This is a genomic window from Actinoplanes sp. NPDC051861 (genome assembly GCF_040681145.1).
In the GTDB taxonomy this organism is placed as follows: domain Bacteria; phylum Actinomycetota; class Actinomycetes; order Mycobacteriales; family Micromonosporaceae; genus Actinoplanes.
The window spans coordinates 1-23391 of the sequence record NZ_JBFAYE010000006.1 but is presented as its reverse complement, the minus strand read 5'-3'; the positions used below and the strand labels follow the sequence as shown (position 1 = coordinate 23391).

The 23391-nt window shown below is 69.7% G+C and carries 20 protein-coding genes; 11 read left to right on the top strand and 9 right to left on the bottom strand.

The window, feature by feature from the left end; all coding sequences use genetic code 11:
- Positions 1 to 67: 67 nt before the first annotated feature.
- The 6 genes from helR (at position 68) to AB0M02_RS18770 (ending at position 6441) form a co-directional block, all read left to right on the top strand.
- Positions 68 to 2188, top strand: coding sequence for an RNA polymerase recycling motor ATPase HelR (helR, locus tag AB0M02_RS18795; protein WP_364228328.1), 2121 nt, complete (start codon positions 68 to 70; stop codon positions 2186 to 2188).
- A gap of 80 nt (positions 2189 to 2268) precedes the next feature.
- A complete protein-coding gene (locus AB0M02_RS18790; RefSeq protein ID WP_364228326.1) occupies positions 2269 to 3978 on the top strand; it encodes a S8 family peptidase in 1710 nt (569 codons plus the stop codon).
- 35 nt (positions 3979 to 4013) lie between these two features.
- Entirely contained in the window at positions 4014 to 4613 is a 600-nt protein-coding gene (locus AB0M02_RS18785; RefSeq protein WP_364228325.1) for a sulfite oxidase-like oxidoreductase, read from the top strand.
- Entirely contained in the window at positions 4613 to 5347 is a 735-nt protein-coding gene (locus AB0M02_RS18780; RefSeq protein ID WP_364228324.1) for a ferredoxin reductase, read from the top strand. Before AB0M02_RS18785 ends, AB0M02_RS18780 begins: the two co-directional genes overlap by 1 nt.
- Positions 5347 to 5598 carry a DUF6510 family protein gene (locus AB0M02_RS18775; RefSeq protein ID WP_364228323.1) on the top strand — a complete coding sequence of 84 codons (252 nt, stop codon included), beginning with the start codon at positions 5347 to 5349 and terminating at the stop codon, positions 5596 to 5598. The genes AB0M02_RS18780 and AB0M02_RS18775 overlap by 1 nt, the downstream gene beginning before the upstream one ends.
- 57 nt (positions 5599 to 5655) lie before the next feature.
- A complete protein-coding gene (locus tag AB0M02_RS18770) occupies positions 5656 to 6441 on the top strand; it encodes an energy-coupling factor ABC transporter permease (protein ID WP_364228322.1) in 786 nt (261 codons plus the stop codon).
- Positions 6442 to 6459: 18 nt separating this feature from the next.
- Here the strand turns inward: AB0M02_RS18770 and AB0M02_RS18765 are convergent, their stop codons facing one another.
- The 5 genes from AB0M02_RS18765 to AB0M02_RS18745 are packed head-to-tail and all read right to left on the bottom strand — an operon-like array spanning position 6460 to position 13549.
- Positions 6460 to 8475: an alpha-galactosidase gene (locus AB0M02_RS18765; protein ID WP_364228937.1), complete on the bottom strand. Its 2016-nt coding sequence runs from the start codon at positions 8473 to 8475 to the stop codon at positions 6460 to 6462.
- Between the two features lie 35 nt (positions 8476 to 8510).
- A complete protein-coding gene (locus AB0M02_RS18760; RefSeq protein WP_364228320.1) occupies positions 8511 to 9830 on the bottom strand; it encodes an extracellular solute-binding protein in 1320 nt (439 codons plus the stop codon).
- Positions 9831 to 9864: 34 nt separating this feature from the next.
- Positions 9865 to 10692 carry a carbohydrate ABC transporter permease gene (locus tag AB0M02_RS18755; protein WP_364228318.1) on the bottom strand — a complete coding sequence of 276 codons (828 nt, stop codon included), beginning with the start codon at positions 10690 to 10692 and terminating at the stop codon, positions 9865 to 9867.
- Positions 10689 to 11561: a sugar ABC transporter permease gene (locus AB0M02_RS18750; protein ID WP_364228317.1), complete on the bottom strand. Its 873-nt coding sequence runs from the start codon at positions 11559 to 11561 to the stop codon at positions 10689 to 10691. The genes AB0M02_RS18755 and AB0M02_RS18750 overlap by 4 nt, the downstream gene beginning before the upstream one ends.
- Complete coding sequence (locus AB0M02_RS18745; protein WP_364228315.1) at positions 11558 to 13549, bottom strand: beta-galactosidase; 1992 nt, start codon at positions 13547 to 13549, stop codon at positions 11558 to 11560. The genes AB0M02_RS18750 and AB0M02_RS18745 overlap by 4 nt, the downstream gene beginning before the upstream one ends.
- 133 nt (positions 13550 to 13682) lie before the next feature.
- On the opposite strand from AB0M02_RS18745, the gene AB0M02_RS18740 reads away from it, so the two are divergent.
- A complete protein-coding gene (locus AB0M02_RS18740; RefSeq protein WP_364228313.1) occupies positions 13683 to 14702 on the top strand; it encodes a LacI family DNA-binding transcriptional regulator in 1020 nt (339 codons plus the stop codon).
- A gap of 177 nt (positions 14703 to 14879) precedes the next feature.
- On the opposite strand, the gene AB0M02_RS18735 is transcribed toward AB0M02_RS18740, so the two are convergent.
- Positions 14880 to 15254, bottom strand: a complete 375-nt coding sequence (locus AB0M02_RS18735; protein WP_364228311.1) for a hypothetical protein — start codon at positions 15252 to 15254, stop codon at positions 14880 to 14882.
- 229 nt (positions 15255 to 15483) lie between these two features.
- Here AB0M02_RS18735 and AB0M02_RS18730 point away from each other — a divergent pair, with 229 nt between their 5' ends.
- On the top strand, positions 15484 to 16263 hold the full coding sequence (locus AB0M02_RS18730; protein WP_364228309.1) for an SGNH/GDSL hydrolase family protein: 780 nt from the start codon (positions 15484 to 15486) through the stop codon (positions 16261 to 16263).
- 127 nt (positions 16264 to 16390) lie between these two features.
- Positions 16391 to 16669 (top strand): PLD nuclease N-terminal domain-containing protein, encoded by a 279-nt coding sequence (locus AB0M02_RS18725; protein ID WP_364228307.1) that lies wholly within the window; start codon positions 16391 to 16393, stop codon positions 16667 to 16669.
- 43 nt (positions 16670 to 16712) lie between these two features.
- Here AB0M02_RS18725 and AB0M02_RS18720 read toward each other — a convergent pair whose 3' ends face one another.
- The 3 genes from AB0M02_RS18720 to AB0M02_RS18710 form a co-directional block, all read right to left on the bottom strand.
- Complete coding sequence (locus AB0M02_RS18720; RefSeq protein WP_364228305.1) at positions 16713 to 18245, bottom strand: serine/threonine-protein kinase; 1533 nt, start codon at positions 18243 to 18245, stop codon at positions 16713 to 16715.
- A 186-nt stretch (positions 18246 to 18431) separates the two neighbouring features.
- Entirely contained in the window at positions 18432 to 20465 is a 2034-nt protein-coding gene (locus AB0M02_RS18715) for a response regulator (RefSeq protein ID WP_364228303.1), read from the bottom strand.
- 50 nt (positions 20466 to 20515) lie between these two features.
- Complete coding sequence (locus tag AB0M02_RS18710; RefSeq protein ID WP_364228301.1) at positions 20516 to 21454, bottom strand: ribose-phosphate pyrophosphokinase; 939 nt, start codon at positions 21452 to 21454, stop codon at positions 20516 to 20518.
- A 66-nt stretch (positions 21455 to 21520) separates the two neighbouring features.
- Between AB0M02_RS18710 and AB0M02_RS18705 the strand changes: the two genes are divergently transcribed.
- Together AB0M02_RS18705 and AB0M02_RS18700 are read left to right on the top strand one after the other, a co-directional pair.
- Positions 21521 to 22360 carry an ATP-binding cassette domain-containing protein gene (locus AB0M02_RS18705; RefSeq protein WP_364228299.1) on the top strand — a complete coding sequence of 280 codons (840 nt, stop codon included), beginning with the start codon at positions 21521 to 21523 and terminating at the stop codon, positions 22358 to 22360.
- A gap of 329 nt (positions 22361 to 22689) precedes the next feature.
- Positions 22690 to 23058 (top strand): Mth938-like domain-containing protein, encoded by a 369-nt coding sequence (locus AB0M02_RS18700; protein ID WP_364228297.1) that lies wholly within the window; start codon positions 22690 to 22692, stop codon positions 23056 to 23058.
- The last annotated feature ends 333 nt before the right edge of the window (positions 23059 to 23391 follow it).

Genomic DNA, 23391 nt, shown 5'->3' with positions numbered 1-23391 from the left:
GGGGGCTTGCCGCAAGACCCGGGTCATCCACCAAAATCGCAGGTCGAAGCCGATATGGGGGTTCCAATTGCGCGTGTTCGACCTGCCCGACAACCTCGCCGCGAAGGACGACCCGGCGCTGATCGCCGACGACGAGAAACACTTCGCGGCCGTCTCGGAGAGCCTGGAACACTCGATCGCCGAGCTGTCCGAGCGGCTCGAGGTGGAACGCCGGGCACCGGCCGGCAGGGGACGGCAAGCGGTGGACCGGGACGACGCAGTACGCCGTATGACGTCGCGGCTGCGTACCCTGCGCCGGTTCAGCCTCGACCTCTGCCTCGGGCGGATGGTGGGCGACGACGCCGAGCCGGTCTACATCGGGCGGCTCGGCCTGACCGACGGCGAGGGACGGCGGTTGCTCGTCGACTGGCGCTCGCCGGCCGCCGCGCCGTTCTTCGGCGCCACCCACGCCGACGCGATGGGACTGATCAGCCGCCGGCGGTACCGCTGGGCCCGCGGCCGGATCACCGACTACTGGGACGAGGTGTTCACCGCGGAGGGCCTGGAGGGGCACGCCGCGCTCGACGACCAGTCCGCCTTCATCGCGAGCCTCGGCACCACCCGGTCGCCGCGGATGCGTGACGTGCTCGGCACCATCCAGGCCGACCAGGACGCGATCATCCGGGCCGGCTCGCGGGGTGCCCTGGTGGTCGACGGCGGCCCGGGCACCGGCAAGACGGTGGTGGCGCTGCACCGCACCGCGTACCTGCTCTACTCCGATCCGCGCCTGGGTCACCGGCAGGGCGGCGTGCTGTTCGTCGGGCCGCACGAGCCGTATCTCGCGTACGTCGCGGACGTGCTGCCCAGCCTCGGCGAGGACGACGTGCAGACCTGCACGCTGCGCGACCTGCTCCCGGAGGGCGCGGCGGCCGTGGCGGAAACCGACCCCGAGGTGGCCCGGCTCAAGTCGTCGGTGGACATGGTCGGGGCGATCGAGGCGGCGGTCCGGTTCTATGAGGAGCCGCCGGCCAAGCCGATGATCGTGGCCACCGACGACGTGGACATCCGGCTGACCAGCGCCGACTGGGCGGAGGCGTTCCGGGCTGGCGGGCCGGGCGCACCGCACAACGAGGCACGCGACCAGATCTGGGAGGAGCTGCTCACGATCCTGGCCGAGAAGTACGACGGCGACGAGCCGGAGGCACTGCTGCGCCGTTCGCTGACCCGCAACCGGGAGCTGACCACCGCGTTCCACCGGGCGTGGCCGCTGCTGGAGCCGGCCGATCTGGTCGCGGACCTCTGGTCGGTGCCCGCGTACCTCCGCAAGTGCGCGCCCTGGCTGAGCGCCGAGGAGATCCGCGCTCTGCAGCGCGAGGACGCCCGCGCGTGGACGGTCGCCGACCTGCCGCTGCTGGACGCGGCACGGCAACGGCTCGGCGACCCGGAGACGTCGCGCCGCAACCGGCGGCAGGAGGCGGCACTCGCCGTCCAGCGGGACCGGATGGACACCGTCGTCGAGGACCTGATCGCGTCGCACGCGTACGACGACGGCGAGGGCCTGATGCAGATGCTGTACCAGAAGGACCTGCGCGAGGTCCTCGTCGACGACTCCGAGGCGCCGGCGGCCGACCCCGACCGGCTGGCCGGGCCGTTCGCGCACATCGTCGTGGACGAGGCGCAGGAGCTCACCGACGCGGAGTGGCAGATGCTGCTGCTGCGCTGCCCGTCCCGCAGTTTCACGATCGTCGGCGACCGCGCGCAGGCCCGGCACGGTTTCACCGAGTCGTGGCGCGAGCGCCTGGAGCGGATCGGCGTCGAGCACCTGGAGATGGCCTCGCTCAGCATCAACTACCGTACGCCGGAGGAGGTCATGACCGAGGCCGAGCCGGTCATCCGGGCCGCGCTGCCGGACGCCAACGTGCCCACCTCGATCCGCAGCAGCGGCATCCCGGTCCGGTACGGCTCGCTGTCCGAACTCGACGAGATCCTGGCGGCCCCGTTCGAGGGCACCGCCTGCGTCGTCGGCGCGCCGTGGTTCGAGGATCGGGACCGCGTCCGGTCGCTGTTGCCGGAACTGGTCAAGGGCCTCGAGTTCGACCTGGTCGTGCTCGTCGACCCGGAGACGTTCGGGGACGGCATCGAGGGTGCCGTCGACCGCTATGTCGCGATGACCCGCGCCACCCGGGAGCTCGTCGTCCTCAACTCCTGAACCGCAACCCGCATGACCCCGCTTCGCACTCCGCTCGCCGGACCTTTGCCGAGACAAGGCGTGCAACGAGCGGAGGACAAGTGCGGCGTCGCTTCCTGACCAACGGCATCACGGTGACCACTGCGGCGGCGATGGGCGCGTTCGCGCTGCCCACCGGCAGCCAGGCCTTCGCACCCGTCTCGCACGGGGTGGCGCTGCCGGCGGTCGTCTCGGCGGCACAGCCGGTCCGGGTGGTCACCACCACCCGCGACGCCACCGGCCGCCCGGTGGTCAGCGTGCGTACGGCCACCACCAAGGCCCGCGCCGCCGACCTGGTCGCGATCGCCGCCGCGGCCGCCGGCACGACGAGCGTGCAGGTGGACGTCCCGGTACGGGCGCTGTCCGACCCGTACCGGGAGGACCAGTGGGACCTCGACACGATGGGCGTGGACACCGCGTGGGAGACCTCCACCGGTGACGGCGTGGTCGTCGCCGTGATCGACAGCGGGGTCGACGCCGAGCACCCCGACCTGGCCGGCCAGGTGCTCCCGGGCTTCGACACGATCGACGACGTCGAGGGCGGCGGCACCGACGACAACGGGCACGGCACGCACGTGGCCGGCACCGTCGCAGCGATCGCCGGCAACGACGAGGGCGTCGCCGGCATCGCGCCGGACGCCCGGATCCTGCCGGTCAAGGCGCTCGACGCGGACGGCGCCGGCTGGATGTCCGACACCGCCGAGGGCATCGTGTGGGCGGCCGACAACGGCGCCCAGGTGATCAACCTGTCGCTGGGCGCGCCGGAGCGGTCCGAGGCGGTCAGCGAGGCGATCGGGTACGCGCGTAACAGGGGCGTCACCGTGATCGCGGCGGCCGGCAACGAGCGCGAGGAGGGCAGCCCGACCAGCTGGCCCGCCGCCGACGAGGGCGTCATCGCGGTCGCCGCCACCGATGAGAACGACGAGTACGGCGAGTACTCCAACGCCGGCGACTACGTGGACGTGGCCGCGCCGGGCAGCGACATCGTCAGCACCTACCCGGGTGGCGACTACGACACGATGAGCGGCACCTCGATGGCCGCGCCGCACGTCGCCGCGGTGGCCGCGCTGCTGCTCGGCAGGGACCCGGACCTCTCCCCCGACCAGATCGAGGACGTGCTCAAGGACACCGCCGTCGACCTGGGTGAGGACGGTTTCGACGCGGACTACGGCTACGGGCGCGTCGACGCGGCCGCCGCGCTGGCCGCCGAGCCCGGCGACGGCGACCCCGACGGCCCAGGCGAGCTCGTCGAGCCGGAGATCGACGTCGAGGAGCCGTCCGCACCGGTCGCCTACGGGACGCGGACCGTCACCGGATTCACGGTATTCGTCAACGGCGACCCGCTGGCGTCGCAGACCGTTCAGGCGTGCGTCTCGGCCGGCGGGGGCGCGTGGAGTTGCGACGACGCGGAGACCGACGCCTCCGGCGCGGTGGAGGTGCCGTGGGCCGCGAAGGGCGCGTTCCGGGTGCGCCTGGACGTGCCGGAGACGGAGATCTCCACCGAGGCGTCGGCGACCGTCGAGTACGCGGTGAAGGCCGTCGTGAAGGTGGCCAGGGCGGGCAAGGGCGCGATCACCGTGAAGGTCGCCGGAGCCGCCGGGCAGCGGATGACCGTGCAGCGGTACCAGAACAAGTCGTGGAAGACGGTCAAGACGTTCAGCGCGACCACGAGCCGCAAGGTCACCGGGCTGGTCGCTGGCGGAACGTACCGGGTGGTGCTGGCGAGCACAAAGACCGTGCAGGGCGTGACCAGCGGCACGGTGAAGGCCTGACCTGAGGGGCCGCCGGTGGGGTTTACTCATACCCCATGGGCATCATCTCCCGGGGCTTCGGCGGGCGGCGGCGTGACTCGTCGCCCGACCTCCCGCCCGGTCAATACCTGGCGCACGACTTCCCGGTCCTCTCCGCCGGACCGACGCCGCGGATCCCGCTGGACAGGTGGAGCTTCTCGATCGTCACCGAGACGGGCGAGAAGCACACCTGGAACTGGGACGAGTTCACCGCGCTGCCGTCCGAGGAGATCACCGAGGACATCCACTGCGTCACCAAGTGGTCCAAGCTCGGCACCAGCTGGAAGGGCGTCTCGCTGGACGTGCTGCTGGCGGACGTCGAGTCGGCTGCGGACTACGCGATGGCACACAGCTACGGCGGCTACACCACTAACGTGCCGGTCGAGGACCTCCTGGACGGCAAGGCCTGGATTGCGTACGAGTACGACGGCGAGCCCCTGCACCCCGAGCACGGCGGACCGGCGCGGCTGCTCATCCCGCACCTGTACTTCTGGAAGTCCGCGAAGTGGGTCAACGGGCTGCGGATGATGCACGAGGACGAGCCCGGATTCTGGGAGGCCGCCGGCTACCACATGTACGGCGACCCCTGGCTCGAGCAGCGCTACCACGGCGACTGATGCGGGGCAGGCTGAACTGGCGGGTCGCTACGATCACCGACGCCCGCTGGGAGACGAGTTCGGCGCGGACGCTGGTGCTCGACGTGCCGGAGTGGCCGGGTCACCTGCCCGGCCAGCACGTCGACATCCGGCTGACGGCCGAGGACGGATACTCTGCCCAGCGCAGCTACTCGATCGCCTCGGCGTGGCAGCCGGGCGGGACGGTCGAGCTGACGGTGCAGCGTCTCGAGGACGGTGAGGTCTCGCCGTACCTCTGTGATGTCGTCACCAAGGGTGACCAGCTCGAATTGCGCGGCCCGGTCGGTGGCTGGTTCGTCTGGCGGGAGAAGCAGCCGGCGCCGGTGCTGCTCGTGGCGGGCGGCTCCGGCGTGGTGCCGCTGATGGCGATGATCCGGGCTCGCGGGCTGGCGCGCGGACGGCAGCCGTTCCGGCTGATCTATTCGGTGCGCACGCCAGCGGACGCCTGTTACGCCGAGGAACTTCAACGTCGGGTACGCGACGACCCCGGCCTCGACGTCCGCTTCGTCTACACCCGCAAGACGCCCGCCGACTGGCCCTCGCCGCCGAAACGCATCGACGTGGCGACGCTCAACACGTACGGGTGGCCGCCCGACTTCCAGCCGGACTGCTTCGTCTGCGGCCCCACCGCGTTCGTCGAGACAGCCGCTGACATCCTCGTCGCGCTGGGGCACGATCCGAAGAGGATCCGCACCGAACGCTTCGGAGGTGCCTGATGGAGCTGGACGGCAACGCGCTCGCCGGCGACCTGCGCGAGGTCTTCGCTTTCGACGTGACCGGTGCCGTCTTCACGTGTGCCGGGTGCGGGCACGCGGGCGCCGTGGCCACGCTGCGGGTGTGGGAGCCGGCGCCGGGACTGGTCGGGCGGTGCCCGGAGTGCCAGGACGTGGTGTTGCGGCTGGTCAGAACGCCGGACCGGGTCTTCCTCTGCCTCACCGGGACGACCCGGCTGGAGCTGCCCCTCTGATCCGAGCCATCCACGGGCTTCACTGGCGCGAATCCATGTGTGACGGGGAGGTCGCACATGGACGCACAAGCGTTGAACGTACCGGTCACCTTCGTTTTCTCACTGGCCGCGGCGGCCGCGCTCACGGTGTGTGCCGCGAAAGCCCGCCTTCAGCTGGATCGGCGGCTGTGTCTCATGGCCGCCGCGGTCATGGTCCTCGTACTCGCCGCTCAGTTCGTCAGCCGTTCGGTGGCGCCGGGAGTGTCGGTGCACCTGGTCGGCGGGGCGCTCGCGGCGATGCTGGTCGGGCCCTGGGCGGGGACGTTCACCCTGGCACTTGTCGCGGTGCTGCACAGCGTGCTCGGCGACGCGGGACTGAGCGCACTCGGGCCGAACGTCGTCAACCTGGCGATCCTGGGCACTCTCGGCGCCTATCTCGTGGTCGTCCTGCTCCTGAAAGTGCTGCCGAAGAACCCGGACGGGCTGGCGGCCACGGCCCTCATCGCGTCGATCGCCGGCGTGGTGGCGGCGACGTCGGGCTACCTCATCGAGTACGCGCTGGGCGCCACGGCATCGCAGCCGGTGGCGATGATCGTCGAGGCGCAACTGATGATCGGCATCGGCGAGGGGCTGATCACGGCGACCGTGGTGGTGGTCGTCGCGCGGTTCCGTCCCGGCCTGGTCTACGTGCTGGGCGGTTACCCACGACGGGTCCGGCACCGCGCTCCGGGACCCAACTTCCGCCGGCGCTCACACATCGTGGCCCCACCCTCATGGGACCCGACCCAACAGGGCGGCCTGTTCCGCATAGCCCGCCGCCGCACCGACGGCGCCGCGGCCCAGTCCCCCCGCCACCACCGCTGACCCCCACCCCCGGTCGGCTCAGGCGAGGGCGACGTTGAGCAGCAGCGCCTGTTCCGGGGCGAGGAGCGGCGCCGGCAGGCCCACCTCCGCCAGGACCCGCCCCGGCAGGGTGACCGACCCGGCCGCCATCCAGGGCGGCGGCGCGTCCTGCATCACGCGCGGGGGTGTTCCCAGGGGGCGCACCGTGTAGAGCCGGTCCGGATCCAGGCCCGGGAATCGGATCGGCGGGGGCAGGGCGGCCCGCGCCGACCCCATCGACACCAGGGCGAACACCGCCTGGGAACGGTCCTGCGCGACCACGCCGTGCAGCTCGTGTGCCGGATCCGCCGCGTCCGCGCGCACCACGACACCGGTGTGCAAGAGGGGGCGCAAGTGCTTGTACTCCGCGATCCACGCCGCGATCTCAGCGCGCTCCGAGTCCGAGGCCGCGGTCAGGTTCCACTCGATGCCGGCGCTGCCGAACAGGGCCGTGGCCAGGCGGAACCCGAGAGCCGAGACGCGGCCGGTGACGTGGGCGGTGCCGTCGCCGAGGTGGCCGCCGAGGTACTCGGGCGGGATCAGGACGCTGGTCCAGCGCTGGATCCGCTGGCGGTCGAGCGGGTCGTTGGTGTCGGAGGTCCAGAACCGGTCGACCAGGTCGAGGATGCCCAGGTCGACGCGGGCGCCGCCGGAGGCGCAGCTCTCGATCTCCACGTCCGGGAAGGCCGCGCGCAATTCGCCGAGGAGGCGGTACAGGGCACGGGTCTGGTGGTGGGAGGCGACGAGCAGGTCGCGGTTGTGGTCCCATTTGAGGAACGCGATCGGGTACTCGTTGAGCAGCGCGGTGACGCGGTCACGCACGTAGGCGTAGGCATCCGGGTCGTTCAGATCGAGGACCTGCTGCCACCGCCAGGTCAGGCCGGAGCTGAGCACCCAGGACGGGTGATCACGGGCCAGGGCGGAGTCCGGGCTGACCATCTCGGGCTCGACCCAGAGGCCGAAGTCCATCCCCCGGCTGCGGACCAGCGAGATCAGCGGGTGGAGGCCGTCCGGCCAGATCGAGGTATCGACGTACCAGTCGCCGAGGGCGCGCTTGTCGTCGCGGCGGCCGGTGAACCAGCCGTCGTCGAGGACGAACCGTTCGACGCCGACGGCGGCCGCCGCCTCGACGAGTTCGGTCAGGACGGGGAGGCTCTGGTCGAAGTAGACCGCCTCCCAGGTGTTGAGGACGACCGGGCGCGGCCGGCGCAGCGTCGAGCGGGAGCGGATCCACGGGTGCAGGCGGTCGGAGAGTCCGTCGATGCCGGTGTCCGAGAAGACCGCGACCAGCCACGGCGTCTCGTAGGTCCCGCCGGGCGCCAGCCGGATCTCGCCGGGTGCGAGCAGTTCGCCGGCGCCGAGCACGCCGGGACCGAGGGCGCTGCGTTCCGCCCAGATCCGCTTGTCGCCGCTCCAGGCCAGGTGAACGGCCCAGACGCGACCTCTCCGGAAGCCGAAACCGGGCTCGCCGGCCATCATCAGGAACGCGTCGTCGTGCCCGGGACGGCCGTGGCGGCTCTCCCGGCTCCAGACGCCGTGGCGCAGCGGGGCGCGTTGCGGTTCGCGCTCGTGCGCCCACAGGCCGGTGAAGTCGAGCAGTTCGGCGGCGTTCTCCGGGATCGGGAGAAGGACGTCGAGGCCGGCCAGGTCGAAGTCGGCGGTGCCACGGTTCGCCAGGCGGTGCCGGATCCGCAGCACACCGTGGGGCGCCAGCTCGACGTCAGTCGTCACCTCAAGGGAACCATCGGAGCTTGTCACCCGTACCCCAGCATTTTGATCTTCAGCACTGATCAGCTGGAGGGGCCCGGCTGGGTGACCATGCAGCGCCGGCCTGCCACTCCATCCCTCTGCGAGGGACGGCAAAATCGAGAGCCGCAAGGGTACGTCGACCGAGCTCGGCGGCACGGCGGGAACGGATGCCTCGGCGAGCGCCGTGAGGGCGGACTCGGGCAGATCACCCAGGTCGGCGCCCCAGTGAACGATCGCGGGTACGGCAGCGCCGCGGGCGTCCAGCACAACGCTGGTGCCCGCGGCGCGCAGGTGGAACACCGTCACTCGGCGACCGGGATGGACTGGGACTTCAGGTTCTCGATGGTCGACGCCTGCGCCGACTTGAGCGCGTCGACGAGCGTGCCGTTGCCGGACACCGCGGCCTTGAAGCCGTCGGAGGCGCTGGCGTAGGTGGAGGTCATCGTCGGTCCCCAGACGAAATCGGGCGCGACCTGGGCGGAAGCCTGTGCGAAGACATCGTAGATCTTCTGGCCGCCGTAGAACGCGACTCCCTCGGAAAGCGCGGGCAGCGCGGCGCCGGCCTTGGTCGCCGGGTAGAGCTGCGCCTCCTTGTTGAGCAGGGTCAGCGCCTCTGAGGAGGTGTTCAGCCAGAGCGCGAACTTGGCCGCCTCGTACGGGTGCTTCGAGCCCTTGAAGACCGCGGTGGCCGAGCCGCCCCAGTTACCGGCGACGGTGCCGCCGGAGGTCCACTGCGGCATCGGTGCGACCGCCCACTTCCCGGAGGTGTCCGGCGCGCCCGACATGATGGAGTTGGCGCCCCACACCGCGGAGACCCAGGTCCAGGCCTTGCTGGTGTTGTACGCGTTGTCCCACTCGGTGGTCCACGGCGGCACCGTCGAGACCAGCTTCTTGTCGAGCAGCCCCTGCCAGTAGTTCGCCACCTTGGTGGTGTTCTCGTCGGCCAGGTTCACGGTCCACTTGCTGCCGTCGTTGGCGAACCAGCGGCCGCCGGCCTGCCAGGCGAGACCCGCGAACTGGTTGATGTCGCTCTGCGAGAAGTTGGTGATGAAGCCACCCGCGGCCTTCACCTTCTCGGCGGCTGCCGCGTACTCCTCCCAGGTCGTGGGCACCGGGATCTTGTTCTTCTCGAACAGGTCCTTGCGGTAGAACAGCGCCATCGGGCCGGCGTCCTGCGGCACGCCGTAGACCGAGTTCTCCTCGCCGAACGTGACCTGGCCCCAGGTCCAGTCGACGAACTGGTCCTTGGCCGCCTTGACCTCCTCGCAGTCCGCGAGGTTCGTCAGGCCGTCCTGGACGCGGAAGCTGGGCAGCGCGTCGTACTCGATGTGGCCCAGGTCCGGGGCGTTGCCGGCCTTGAGCTGGTTGAAGAAGTTCTGGTACGTGCCGCCGTTGCCGTTCGGGCCGGTCTGCACCTTCACCTGGATGTTCGGGTTCTTGTCGTTCCAGACCTTCACCACGTTCTCGATCCCGGGGATCCAGGTGGTGTAGTTCAGCGTGACCGGGCCGGAGGACGGGGCGCAGCTCGCCGTTCCGGTTGCCGCGGTCCCCTCCTCGTCACTGCCGGACGAGCAGGCGGTCAGGGCTAGTGCGGAAGCCAGCACGATGCTGAGTGATCGCATGGGTGGACGCATCTTGATCCTCATTTCTAGGGGGTTATTTCACGGCGCCGGCGCCGAGGCCGTTGCGCCAGAAGCGCTGCAGAAGCAGGAAGGCGATCACCAGCGGGACGATCGAGACGAGTGCGCCGGTGAGCACCAGCATCCGCAGCTCAGGATGCTGATTGACCTGGGTGTTCCAGGTGTAGAGGCCGAGCGTGACCGGGAAGAGCCGCTCGTTGCCGAGCATGATCAGCGGCAGGAGGAAGTTGTTCCAGACGGCGACGAAGTGGAACAGGAAGATCGTCACGAGGGCCGGGAACATCAGGCGGCTGCTGATCCGGAAGAACGTCCGGACCTCGCCGGAGCCGTCCAGGCGGGCCGCTTCGAGCAGCTCCTCCGGGACGCTCGCGGTGGCGTAGATCCGGGCCAGGTAGACGCCGAACGGGTTGACCAGGCTGGGCAGGAAGACCGACCAGAACGTGTTGGTGGCCTCGAACTGGCTGAAGATCAGGAACAGCGGCAGGGCGAGCGCGGTGGCCGGCACCAGGACGCCGCCGAGCACCACGTTGAAGATCGCCTCCCGGCCGGGGAACCGGTACTTCGCGAGGGCGTACCCGCACATGGCGGCCAGCAGGGTGCCGAGCAGCGCGGCGCCGCCGGTGTAGAGCACGCTGTTGCCGAGCCAGCGCAGGAACACGCCGTCGCGGTAGGCGAACAGCTCGCTCAGGTTGTCGCCCATCGCGAAGTCGGCGAACCAGAGCGGGTCGGTACTGGAGAACTCGCTCCGGGTCTTGGAAGCGGCGACGACCAGCCACCAGATCGGCACCAGGAAGTAGAGCGTGCCGGCGCCCATGACGATCATGGGCAGGACGCGGTTCTTCACAGCTCGCTCCCCCTTCGCTGGGTCAGCTTCAGGAAGCCGAAGGAGAGGGCGCAGGTGGCCAGCGCGAGGACCACCGAGAACGCCGCGGCCAGGTTGAAGTTCGGGATGGACGAGGTGGAGTACACGGTCAGGTTCGGCGTGTAGGTGCTGGAGACCGCGGAGCTGAAGGTCCGGAAGACCTGCGGCTCGGCCAGCAGCTGGAGGGTTCCGATGATCGAGAAGACGGTGGTCAGCACGATCGCCGGCATGACCAGCGGGATCTTGATGGACCACGCGGTGCGCAGCGCCCCGGCGCCGTCGATCCGGGCGGCCTCGTAGACCTCCTGCGGGACCGCCAGCAGCGCGGAGTAGATGATCAGCATGTTGTAGCCGACGTATACCCAGGTCACGACGTTCGCCATGGCCCAGAGCACGAGGTCGGCGGAGAGCAGGTCCCAGGCGCTGGTGACGGCGGTGAACGGCGACAGGTTCGGGGAGTAGAGGAAGCCCCACATGATCGCCGCGACCACACCGGGTACCGCGTACGGGACGAAGAACGCGAGGCGGAAGAAGCGGCGGCCGCGTACCAGGCCGGAGTCGAGCAGCAGGGCCAGGATCAGGGCCAGGCCCAGCATCACCGGGACCTGTACGACACCGAAGAGCAGCACCCGGCCGATCGATTCCCAGAACGGGCCGTCGGTGAAGACCCGCTGGTACTGGGCCAGCCCGCCGAAGACCTCGGTGGCCGGGCCGAACGTTCCGGTGCGCTGGACCTTGTACAGGGACTGCTTGACGGCGTACCCGATCGGCGCCAGATAGAACGCGGCGAACAGCAGCCCGAACGGCAGAATGAAGAAGAGCAGGGCCCCTGTCGGCTTCCTTTGTTTCATTTCGCCTCCTCTCGGACGACGCCCACGCCGCCGCCCTCGACGCGGAGCAACCCGTCGACCGGCTCGCCGGTGACGAGATCGCACCCGGTGGTGTTGATCTCGACAGGTTGCGACCCGTGGTTGATCACGAAGAGGTAGCTGTGGTGGTCTTTTCTCCGCCTGACGACCTCGACGTCGTTGCTCTCCGGGCCGGCCGGTGTGACTTTTGCTTGCTGGATAGCGGCTTTTGCGGCATTTCTCAGGCCGATCTCGTTGAGATTTGTCGCGATATACCAGGCATTTCCAGCACCGTGGCGGTTGTGGGTGATCGCCGGGACGCCGGGAAGCGGGCCGTCCGTGTAACTGGCGACCGTCGTGGCTGTCGTGGTGCGCAGCCGCTCGGTCCAGAGCGTGCCGGTCGCGCCGTTGCTCAGCGTGACCTCCTGGCCGGGCAGCAGCGGGGCGAACTCCTCGGCCAGCACGCCGAGCACGTCCCGGAACGCGCCCGGGTAACCGCCGAGCCGGATCCGGTCGCGCTCGTCGACGATCCCGCTGAAGAACGTGACCAGCAGGTTCCCGCCGTCGCGGACGTACTCGGCGATCCGTTCGGCGGCCGGGTCGGACACCATGTAGAGGCACGGCACCACGACCAGGCGGTAACCGCTCAGGTCGGCGTCCGGGGAGACCACGTCGCAGGTCACGCCGAGTTCCCGCAGAGCCCGGTGTGCCGCGTGCACCTGGTCCAGGTACTTCACCGCCTGCGACGGCCGGGCCTCGCCCTCGGCCGACCACCACGACTCCCAGCTGAACAGCAGGGCGACGTCGGCGACGACCTCGGTGCCGGCCACCTCCTGGATCCGGTCGAGGGTCTCGGAGAGCCGCAGCACCTCGCGCCAGGCGACGGTGTCGGTCCCGGCGTGCGGCAGCAGCGCCGAGTGGAACTTCTCAGCACCCTGCGCCGAGGCGCGCCACTGGAAGAAGCAGATCGAGTCGGCGCCGCGGGCCACGTGGGTGAGCGAGTTGCGCAGCATCTCGCCGGGCGCCTTGGTCAGGTTGTGCGGCTGCCAGTTGACCGCGCCGGCCGACTGTTCCATCAGCATCCAGGGCGCGCCGCCGGCCAGCCCACGGGTCAGGTCGGCGGCGAAGGAGAGCTCCGCGACCGGGTCGCCGAGGCGGTGGTCGAGGTAGTGGTCGTTGGCGACCACGTCCATCTCCGGCGCCCAGGTCCAGTAGTCCAGGTTGCGGATGTGCGCGGTGACCATGAAGTTCGTGGTGACCGGCTTCTCCGAGTGGCGGCGCAGCATCTGGGCCTCGGCCCGGTAGTAGCCGAGCAGTTCGTCGGAGCTGAACCGGTGGAAGTCGACGATCTGGGCCGGGTTGCGGATCGACAGGGCGAGCCGGGGCGGGTGGATCTCCGACCAGTCGCCGTAGCGCTGGCTCCAGAACGACGTCCCCCACGCCTCGTTCAGCGTCTCGATCTTCCGGTACCGGCCACGCAGCCACGTGCGGAACGCGTCGGCGCTGGCGTCGCAGTAGCAGAGCGCGTTGTGGCAGCCCAGCTCGTTGGAGACGTGCCAGAGGGCAACGGCGGGGTGGTTGCCGTACCGCCGGGCCACCCGGGCGACCAGGTCGAGGGCGCGGTCGCGGAAGACCGGGGAGCTCGGGCAGTACGCCTGCCGGCCGCCCGGGAAGCGGACCGTGCCGTCGTCGGTGACCGGCAGGATCTCCGGGTAGAGCGTGCTGAGCCACGGCGGCGGCGAGGACGTCCCGGTGCCCAGGTTGACCCGGATGCCGTTCGCGTGCAGCAGTTCGATGACCTCGTCCAGGTCGTCGAAGTGGTAGACGCCGGGGCTGGGTTCGAGGTTGGACCAGCCGAAGATGTTGACGGCCACCAGGTCGACACCGGCCCGGCGCATCAGCGCGACGTCCTCGCGCCATACGTCGGGCGACCACTGCTCCGGGTTGTAATCACAGCCGAGGCTGATACCCGGAAGGGGGAACGTGTTCATAAAACTCCTGGTCACAGATCTGTGCACGTGCACACATTTCGGCGTCTTGTGACGCCGGTTACCAATGTGTGAACGTGCACACAGTAGGACCGCCCTGGCGCTCGGTCAATAGTGGCGGCGTTATCGTGATCGCATGTCCCGGCCGAAACCGCAGAAGCGCGCCACGGTGCACGACATCGCGGCCGCCGCCGGTGTCTCCCGCGGCACCGTCAGCCGCGTGCTGAACGGCGGGTACGTCTCCGCCGAGGCCCGCGCGGCGATCGAGGCCGCCATCACCGAGGTCGGTTACGTACCGAACAACGCGGCACGCGCCCTGAAGATGCGGCGGTCACAGGCGGTGGCGTTCGTCGCGCTCGAGCCGCACTCGCTCTTCCTCGACGACCCGAACATCGGCTCGATCATGCTGGGCGCCAACGCGGCCCTGTCGCTCGCCGATCACCAGATGGTGAGCCTCGTCGTGGAGTCGGCACGGGACACCGAGCGCGTCGCCCGCTATCTGAGCGGCGGCTTCGTCGACGGCGCGATCGTCGTGTCGGCCCGCACCCGAGACCCGATCATCAGGGTGATCTCGGATCTGGCGCTGCCCGCGGCGTTCGTCGGCCACCCACCGGACCTCGACCAGAGCATCCCGTTCGTCGGGATAGACAACGCGGGCTCGGCCCGGGCGATCACCACCCGGCTCCGGTCAGGCGGCCGCCGCCGGATCGGCATGATCGCGGCCGCGCTGGACCGGGACTCCGGCATCGACCGGCTGAACGGCTTCCGCGAGGCACTGGGTTCGCTGTTCGACGCGGATCTGGTCGTTGAGGTGCCGCACTACGACTACGGCTCGGGCGTCAAGGGCATGCGCGAGTTGCTGCAGCGCGACTCCGGCGTGGACGGCGTGTTCGCGGCCTCGGACGCGATCGCGGCCGGCGCTCTCGAAGCGCTGCGCGAGGCGGGCCGAAGCGTGCCGGGCGACGTCGGCGTGGTGGGCTTCGACGACAGCACGTGGGCGGTGCGCTGCCAGCCGACGCTGTCCACGGTGCACCAGCCGGCCAAGGAGCTGGGGTCGTGCGCGGCCCAACTCGTCCTGCGCCAGCTCAACGGCGAACACCTGGAACCCGGCGGCCAGCTGCTCCCCACCCCCATCGTCTGGCGCGACTCAGCCTGACCCCCAAATCGCGTGTGGATTTCGGGTGCGCAGGTGGGCCGAACTCAACACGGCTCGAGGCGCCCGGTGTGTGGAGTTGCGGTGCGTAGAGCGGCCGAACTCCACACACAACGGGTTGAAGCGCTCGGTGTGTGGAGTTGGGGTGCGTAGGGGGGCCGAACTTCACACGGGAGGGGGTCAGGTGCGGAAGGTGCGTAGGCGCTGGGCCAGGGACGGGGGTGGCGGGGGCGGGACCGGGCGACGGACCGCGGGCGGCGTGGAGCGGCCGATCGGCTGGTCGTAGTCGGCGGCGGCGATCGCGTCGATGACCTGATCCTCGCCGAAGTTCTCCGAGCCGGGGATCGAGGGCACGAAGCCGACCAGGATGCCGTCGCGCATCACCTGAGCCTCGAGGCCGGCCGTGCCGTCGTTGTCCCAGATCGCCTCGCGGCCGTCGGGCAGGACGACCCGGATCCCATACTGCGTGACGCCGGCTCGCGGAAGTTTCAGGTGGGCGAACACGTTGCGGGCGCGCAGTTTCTCGACGACCCGCCGGGCTCGAATCTCGTCCATGCCGACGACGGTAAACCGGTGATCTGGAAACACGCTGAAGATCGGCTCCACAGCCGTTGAGAACCGCACACGTAACATCACTACGTGTGATATCCCCAGCTCACATCGATGCATGTTACTACATCGTAATAAGAATGTCACTGGATTCCATTTCCCGGACGGCTGACTTACTGTGCGGTAACCGAAGCGCTTCGGCCCCAGATCCCCACGTGGATATCGGAGGCCACCGATGAGAACGGCCCACGTCCTCGCCACTCTCGTCACGTCATCCGTCCTGAGCCTCGCCTTCGCCGCACCCGCCCAGGCGGCGAGCATCGACTACGTCGCACTCGGCGACTCGTACTCCAGTGGTGTCGGCGCGCCCGGCCAGTCCGGGTCCTGCCTGCGCAGCAACTCCAGCTATGCCGCTGTCTGGGCCGCCCGCAACAGCCCGGCCTCGTTCCAGTTCCTGGCCTGCAGCGGCGCCAAGACCGACGACGTCCTCAACTCGCAGGTGCCGGCCATCAAGAGCGGCGCCGACCTGGTCAGCATCACGATCGGCGGCAACGACGCAGGCTTCGCGCCGACGGTCATCACGTGCCTGACGTCCAGCGACTCGGCCTGTGCCGCGAAGGTGGCGGAGGGCAAGGCGTACGTCGCCAACACCCTGCCGGGCAAGCTGGACAAGACCTATCAGGCGATCCGGGCGAAGGCACCGGACGCCCGGGTCGTGGTGCTGTCGTACCCGCAGATCTTCAACACCTCGTCCCTGCTCTGCGAGATGAGCATCGCCAAGCGGCGCTCACTGAACAGCGGCGCCGACACGCTCGACGCGATGATCAAGCAGAGGGCGGAAGCTGCGGGATTCGTCTACTCGGACGTCCGTGACGAATTCGCCGGGCACGGGGTGTGCTCGTCGCGGCCGTATCTCAACGGGCTGACCCTGGTCCCGCCGCAGAACTCCTACCACCCGAACAGCAGCGGTTACACGAACGGATATCTGCCGGCCCTGAGCGGGTCGGTGGGCTGATCATCACAGCGGGGCCCGGGTGACCGGGCCCCGTGCAACCGGAACGCACCGTGACCGGGCCCCGTGCAACCGGAGCGCACCGTGACCGGACCGGGAGCGCCGCCTCCGGCCGCCAGGATTGCTCCCCATGGCCCGAGTGAACATGCTGATCTTCCTGGTCGTCGTCGCCCTCAGCGTGGTGGCACTGATCGACTGCCTGGTCACCGACCGTACGCGCCTGCGCTCGTTCCCCCGGGCGGCCTGGATCGTCCTGATCCTGCTCTGCCCGCTGGCCGGCGCCGTCGCGTGGTTCCGGGCCGGTCGCGCCACCTCCTCTCGTGACGTGCACCTCCCCCGCGGCCCGATCGGCCCCGAGGACGACCCGGACTTCGTCCGCGCACTGGCCGACGCCCTGCGAGAAAAATGACGCCCTGCGAGAGAGATGACGCCCCTGCGCGAAAAGTGACGGCTCAGAACGTGAAAGGCGCCCCGCGAGTGGTACTCGCCGTGGTGCGCCCGTCGCGGACATACCGATACGACATCACCACGGCGTAGCTGTGGCCCCGCTGCGCAGCCGCGCCCGCCGGCCCGCACTCGTGCGTGATCCGGTTCTTCGTGAAGTTCAGATCGTCACAGGTCGTCGGGCCGGCCACGGTACGACCCGTCCCCGCGTCCTGGAGGCGGACCTCAATCCGGCCCTTACCTCCCGCGGGCGCGGTCAGTGACGCCTGGAACTGCACGTCCCGCCCGATCGAGTGGCAGGACCGCGGCCCGAGCGGTGTCCGCGACGGCAGGTCGAAGACGAAGTTCTGCGAGCACTGCCACGGTCCGTAGGGTTTGGCCTCCGGCACGGGCGAGCGGGTGGACGCGACCTTCTTGGATTTCGCGCGCGGTGCGCGTACCTCTGGATGGGTCTTTCTCGGCTGCGGAGGTCTGGTAGTGGTCTTCTGCCGGACCGGCACCTGCCGGACCGGCGCGCTGGCCTGCGGAGCGCTGGGCGCGACCACCACCGTGCGCGGCTCGCCGGAGCGGCCAAGATGCCACGCGGTGGTCGCGATGCCGGAGGCGAGCATGGTCCCGGCGACCACCGCGGCCGTCGCACCCGGCCGGACCCAGCGGTTCCTGGGCGCGTCGTTGCGCTTGGGGGCATGGCGGCGCGGCCTGGGCATCGAGAGGTCGGGAACGACGATGTGCGACGGCGCGGAGAGGGCGGGCAGGTCGCCGAGCAGTGCGGCCAGGCTCGACAGGTCGGTGACGAGTTCGGCGGCGCTGGGCCGCAGCCGGGGCTTGTGCGCCAGGCAGAGCATGATGATCCGCCAGAGCGGGTCGGGGATGCCGTCACGGCGGCGCGGATCGCCGTCCGCGTGCATGCGCATCAGTTCCTCGATGGCGTCGCTGCGGTACGGCGGACGCCCCGAGACAAGTTCGTAGAGCAGCACGCCGAGCGCGTACACATCGGTCGCCGGACTGGGTGTGACCCCGTGGAACGCCTCCGGCGCCATGTAGTGCGGGGTGCCGACGACCGCGTTGGGTGTCGTCATGCTCGGCAGGTTGAGGATCCGGGCGATGCCGAAGTCGGTGAGCCGGGTCTGCAGCGCCCCGTCCTCGGTGCACAGCAGGATGTTGTCGGGCTTGAGGTCGCGGTGGATGATGCCGAGCTCGTGCGCCTCGGCGAGTGCCGACGCGACCTGCGCGGCCAGCCGGACCGCCTCGCCGGGCGGCACCGTGCCGTCGCGGTTCAGATGGTCGCGCAGGCTGCCGCCGTCCACCAGGTCCATCACCAGGCCGAGCGTCTCGCCGACGCTGAACAGGTCGTGGACCCGGACCACGTGCCTGTGCCGCAGCATCAGCAGGATGGTCCGTTCCTGGACGAACCGGGTGACCAGGCGCGGCTGCCGCAGAAGGCTCTCGTGCAGCAGCTTGATCGCCACCGGGCGCCCGGCGCTGCGGTCCTCCCCGCGCCAGACGGTGCCGGTGGCGCCCTGCCCGATCGGCCTGACCAAACGGTACGAATTCCCGACACACCGCCCGGCGAGTCCCGCATCCGAGCCGCTATCCGTGGGATCCTGGATCAACTCCGCAGTCCTTCCGGCGACGGTAATGCCCCGGAATATTGCCGTTTGTCCGGATCGAGTCGCAAGCTCTCAGCGTGGGTTTCGCACCCTTCGGTAGGAGTGGGACGGCTCCCGTTACTTCGTCGGGGCGGTGTCGTTCGGGAGCGGCTGCGGCCCGCAGAGAGACCTGATCGCCCCGAGCAGCGTGGAGCGGGTGAACGGCTTCTCCAGCAGCATGCTGTTCTCGTCCAGGTGCAACTGCGGCCCGAGCGACGCCGCCGTGTACCCCGACATGTACAGCACCGGCAGATCCGGCTGATGGGTACGCAGCGCCCCGGCCAGCTCCGGCCCGGTCATCGTCGGCATCACCACGTCGGTGATCAGCAGGTCCGGCCGCGCTCCGGACGCCACCTGTGTCACCGCCATCAGCGCGTCGGTGGCGACCGTGATCTCGTACCCGGCCGGCGCGATCAACCGTTCCACCAGCGCCGCCACGTCCGGCTGGTCCTCGACGATCAGGACCCGGCCGATCACCGCGCCCTTCTCCCGGCGCTCACCCGACGGCGACTTCTGCTGCTCGGCCGCGGGCAGGTAGATGTGCACAGTCGTGCCGATCCGCGGCTGCGACTCCAGCTCGATGTGCCCGCCCAGGTTGTGCACGATGCCGGCGGTGGTGGCCAGGCCCAGGCCCGCCGCCGTGGGCCGGGTGGTGAAGAACGGCTCCAGTGCGCGCTTGCGGATCTCGTCGTCCATGCCGATGCCGGTGTCGGTGACCACCAGGTGCACCAGCTTGCCGGTGGGTGCGCCCTCGGCCAACTGACCCGGCTCGACGACCTCGTTGGTGGCGGCCACCCGGACCATGCCGCCGTGCAGCATCGCGTCGCGGGCGTTCGCGGCCAGGTTGACCAGGGCCTGTTCCAGGGGCCCGCGCTCCGCCTTGATCGGCCACACGTCCGCACCGAACGCGAGGTCCAGGCCGATGTGCTCGCCGAGCGTACGGCTGAACAGCGTCTGCACGTCGGTGAGCAGGTCCGGGATCGGGATCACCTCGGGGCGGTTGCCCTCGCTGCGGCCGAACGCCAGGAGTTGGTGGGTGAGCGTACGCCCGGTGCCCACCGCGTCCAGGATGTCCTTGGCCAGCCGGTAGTGCGACGAGTCCTCCTCCGCGCTGGTCAGGATCATGTCGGCGGACCCGGCCACGACCGTCATCAGGTTGTTGAAGTCGTGCGACAGGCCGCCGATCAGCTGACCCAGGCTGTCCAGCCGGCGCAGGTGGTCGAGCTGCCGCTTGAGACCGCGCGCGTCGATGTGGTCGGTCGTGTCGGTGATCATGCAGAGCACGCCGGCGAACTCGCCGTGGTCGTCGATCGCCGGCATCATGCTGATCCGCACGCTGCGCCGCGAACCGTCGGCCCGCATCAGCCGGGTGGCGCCCACCGTGGACCGGCCGGTACGGCACTCGGCGATCCGCCGGTCCAGCTCCTTCTGCCCGACGTTGTCGAGGAAGCCGCGCAGTGAGACGCCGATCAGCTCGGCTCTCGGCATGCCCAGGACGACGCCGATGGGCTCGTTCGCGTACGTGGCGACACCGTCCGGATCGAGCTGCAGCACGCCTTCCGGGATGGTCTCCAGGACCCGCCGGTACCGCTCCTCGGCGGCACGCAGACGCTCCTGCGCCCGCGCCGACGACACCGCGAGCGACACCTCACCCGCGATGTCCCGGGCCAGTTCCACCTCCGGCGTCGAATAGAACGCGTCCGGGGTGTGGCGGGTCAGGATCAGATATCCCGCGTACGTGTTGTCGACGATCACCGGGCTGAGCACCGCCGCCGTGATGCCCAGCTCCGGAGCGCCCAGAGCCGCCGCGGACTCGCCCGCCAGCACGATCGGGCGCCGGCTGGCGGCGAGCGTCGTCGAGTACTCGTCGTCCGGCGACTGGCCGGACCGGTCCAGTGCGCGCGCCACCGGCCCGGACCGCTCGTCGTCGAGATGGTGGTACGAGATCTGCTCGTACCGGCCGTCGTCGCGAATCAGTTGAACGCCCGCGCCGTCACCGATCATGTCGGCGGCGGCGCGGGCGGCGGTCGATCGCACCTCAGCCGGGTCGGCCGCCGCGCGGCTGAGCGCGAGGGCGAGGTCGGCGAGCGCGAACCGGAGGGGGTAAGCCATGACTCCCATGCGGACATGATTCGCGTTTGGTGAGGCTCGTGTTGCCAGAATTAGGAAAAAAGCGCGCTTACTGACTCGCCGTTGTGTATCCGCCGCATCGCCTCGGCGAGCGGCGCCGCGACCGACAGGATGGTGAGCTTGTCGGTACGCCTCGCGGCCGGGATCGGCACCGTGTTGGTGCAGACGATCTCCTCGATCTCCTTCTCCGCGGAGAGCCGGGCCACCGCGTCGTTGGTGAACAGGCCGTGCGTACAGGCCACCCGGACGCTGCGCACGTTGCGCTCGCGCAGCCGGGCGAGCAGCTCGAACACCGTGCTGCCCTTGGCGATCTCGTCGTCCAGCACGATCACGTCCCGGTCGGCCACCTCACCGATGACCGAGCTGATCACGACCTTGTCGTCGGCGAACCGCTGCTTCGCACCGGCGGCCACCTCGACGCCGAGCATCCGGGCGAACGCCGCGGCCTCCTTGGCGTTGCCCAGGTCGGGTGAGACGACGACGGAGTTGCTCAGGTCGTACCCCCGGAAGTGGTTCGCCAGCTCGCGCAGCGCGTGCAGGTGGTCGACCGGGATGCTGAAGAACCCGTGCACCTGCGGCGCGTGCAGAGTCATCGCCAGCACCCGGTCGGCGCCGGCGGTGGTCAGCAGGTCGGCGACCAGGCGGCCACCGATCGAGATGCGCGGCGCGTCCTTCTTGTCGGACCGCGCGTAGGCGTAGTGCGGCAGGACCACGGTGATCCTGGCGGCCGACGCGCCCCGGGCGGCGTCGAGCATGAAGAGCAACTCGGCGAGGTGCTCCTGGGTCGGAGGGACCAGCGGCTGGATCAGGAACACGTCGCGTTCCCGGCAGTTCCCCTGCAGCTGCACCTCGATGCAGTCGTTGGCGAACCGCGAGATCTTGGTGGGCAGCAGCGGCACACCCAGGTTCTCGCAGATCTCGGCGGCCAGCTCGGGATGGGCGGATCCGGTGAAAACGGCGATGTCACGCACGCGCACCACCCTAGAATGCGGCCGGACGGGGTCGTCAGACGGTCCTGGCTTGGCTAGCTTGTGAACATGAACGGGCTTGCCGTGGCGTGCCGACGCGTCGTACACATCTATCGCGCCGAGGCCGGCGACGTCGTGGCCCTGGCCGGCGTCGACCTCTCCATCGCCCCCGGCGAGACCCTCGCCCTGGTCGGCCCGTCCGGCTCCGGCAAGTCCACCCTGATCTCCCTGCTCGCGGGCCTGATGCGCCCCTCCGCCGGCCGCATCAACATCGGCACCTACGACATGGGCAAACTCTCCGACGGCGAGATCTCCCGCCTCCGCGGCACCGAGATCGGCGTGGTCCTGCAGGGCGCCGCCCGCAACCTGCTCCCCTACGCCACGCTCCACCGCAACATCTGGCTCGCCCAGCGCCGCGCCGCACACACCCGAGGCATCAAACTCGACGACCCCGACCGCATCCTCGACCTGGTCGGCCTCCCCGGCCAGGGCCGCCGAAAACTGCCTGATCTGACGCCCGGCGGCCGCCAGCGCGCGGCCCTGGCGGTGGGCATCGCCGCAGGTCCCGGCCTGTTGCTGGTGGACGAGCCGACCAGCCGCCTGGACACCGCGGGCCGCGACGAGGTCCTCGACGCACTCGAAACGGTGAACCAGGAACGACACACCACGATCGTGGTGGTCACGCACGACAACGAGGTCGGCGCCCGCCTGGGCCGAGCGGTCACGATCCGCGACGGCCGCGTGGGCGCGGAGGGCCGCGACGGCCAGGATTTCGCGGTGGTCGCGGGCGACGGGACGGTCCAGCTCCCCCCGGAGGTGCTCGGCTCCTATCCCCCGGGAACCCTCTTCACGGTCCAACATCTGGACGGCGAGGTCACCCTTGTGCCTGGCGGATCAGAAACCCTTTGAAGAGGTACGCGCTACGCGTCCTACCTCCAGATGACCCGCGACGCCACTGCCACCCCATGCCACAGGGCGCCTCTCGCGCCCACCCGCCGGGTCCCGCGCCCGGCCGCCCACAGAGTGACCAACCGGTCCGGGCGGCACCCAGCCCGGCCGGCTACCCCACGGAGTGACCAGTGGGCCCGGCTGGCACTCAGACCGGCAATCACGGTCGGAAACCGTGAGTCAGCGCCAGCCAACGTTCGGCCGTCACTGCAGAGCGCTCGGCGGCCGCAGCCCTCGAACGCGCCCATTCTTTACTTCCTGGCTGTTCGACGGCATGAGAAGGTTCTGGCATGACTCGCTCACCGCGCATCGTGTCGATCTCGTGGGGTCGCATGGACGTCGAGAAACTTGGGGTCGGTAAGGACTTCAAGCTCTACCCCGGCGGTGGCCGCCCGTGGGACTGGACCGAAACCAATACCCAGCACAGCCCTGGCATTCAGCCCGAGGATGTCGAAGAGCTCCTGGCTCACGGCGCCACAATCGTCGTTCTATCGCGCGGCATGCAACTGCAACTGCAGATCGACCCGCGCACACACAAATTGCTGAACGAGCGTGGCGTCACAGTCCACGAGGTCGAGACCACCGAGGCAGTGGATATCTACAACGACCTCGCGACCAGCGGCGCCGCCGTCGCCGGCCTGTTCCACTCGACCTGCTGACCATGAACGCGATGCCAGCGGCTCAGCTGGCTCAATGCGGTTTTACCAGGTTGGCATAATACTTTCTTAGCGGGCCCTGCGCAGGCGCGGATAATTGATTCATGCGGTACCAGCAGCTTCAATTATTCAGCCAGACGGCGACGGCTGCAATGCGTGACCGCACCAAAGCGCGGAATTATTCTCCGGAGAAGGAGCAATTCAGTCGTGACCATGCGCGCCGCCGACGGTGGGGTCTTGTCCAATGCCGCGTAGCTTAAGGTGATCTTGTCGGGGTGCCTCTTTCGTGGCTGTGCGGCGTTGTGTGCTGTTCGTGGCGGTAGCACTGCTGGTATC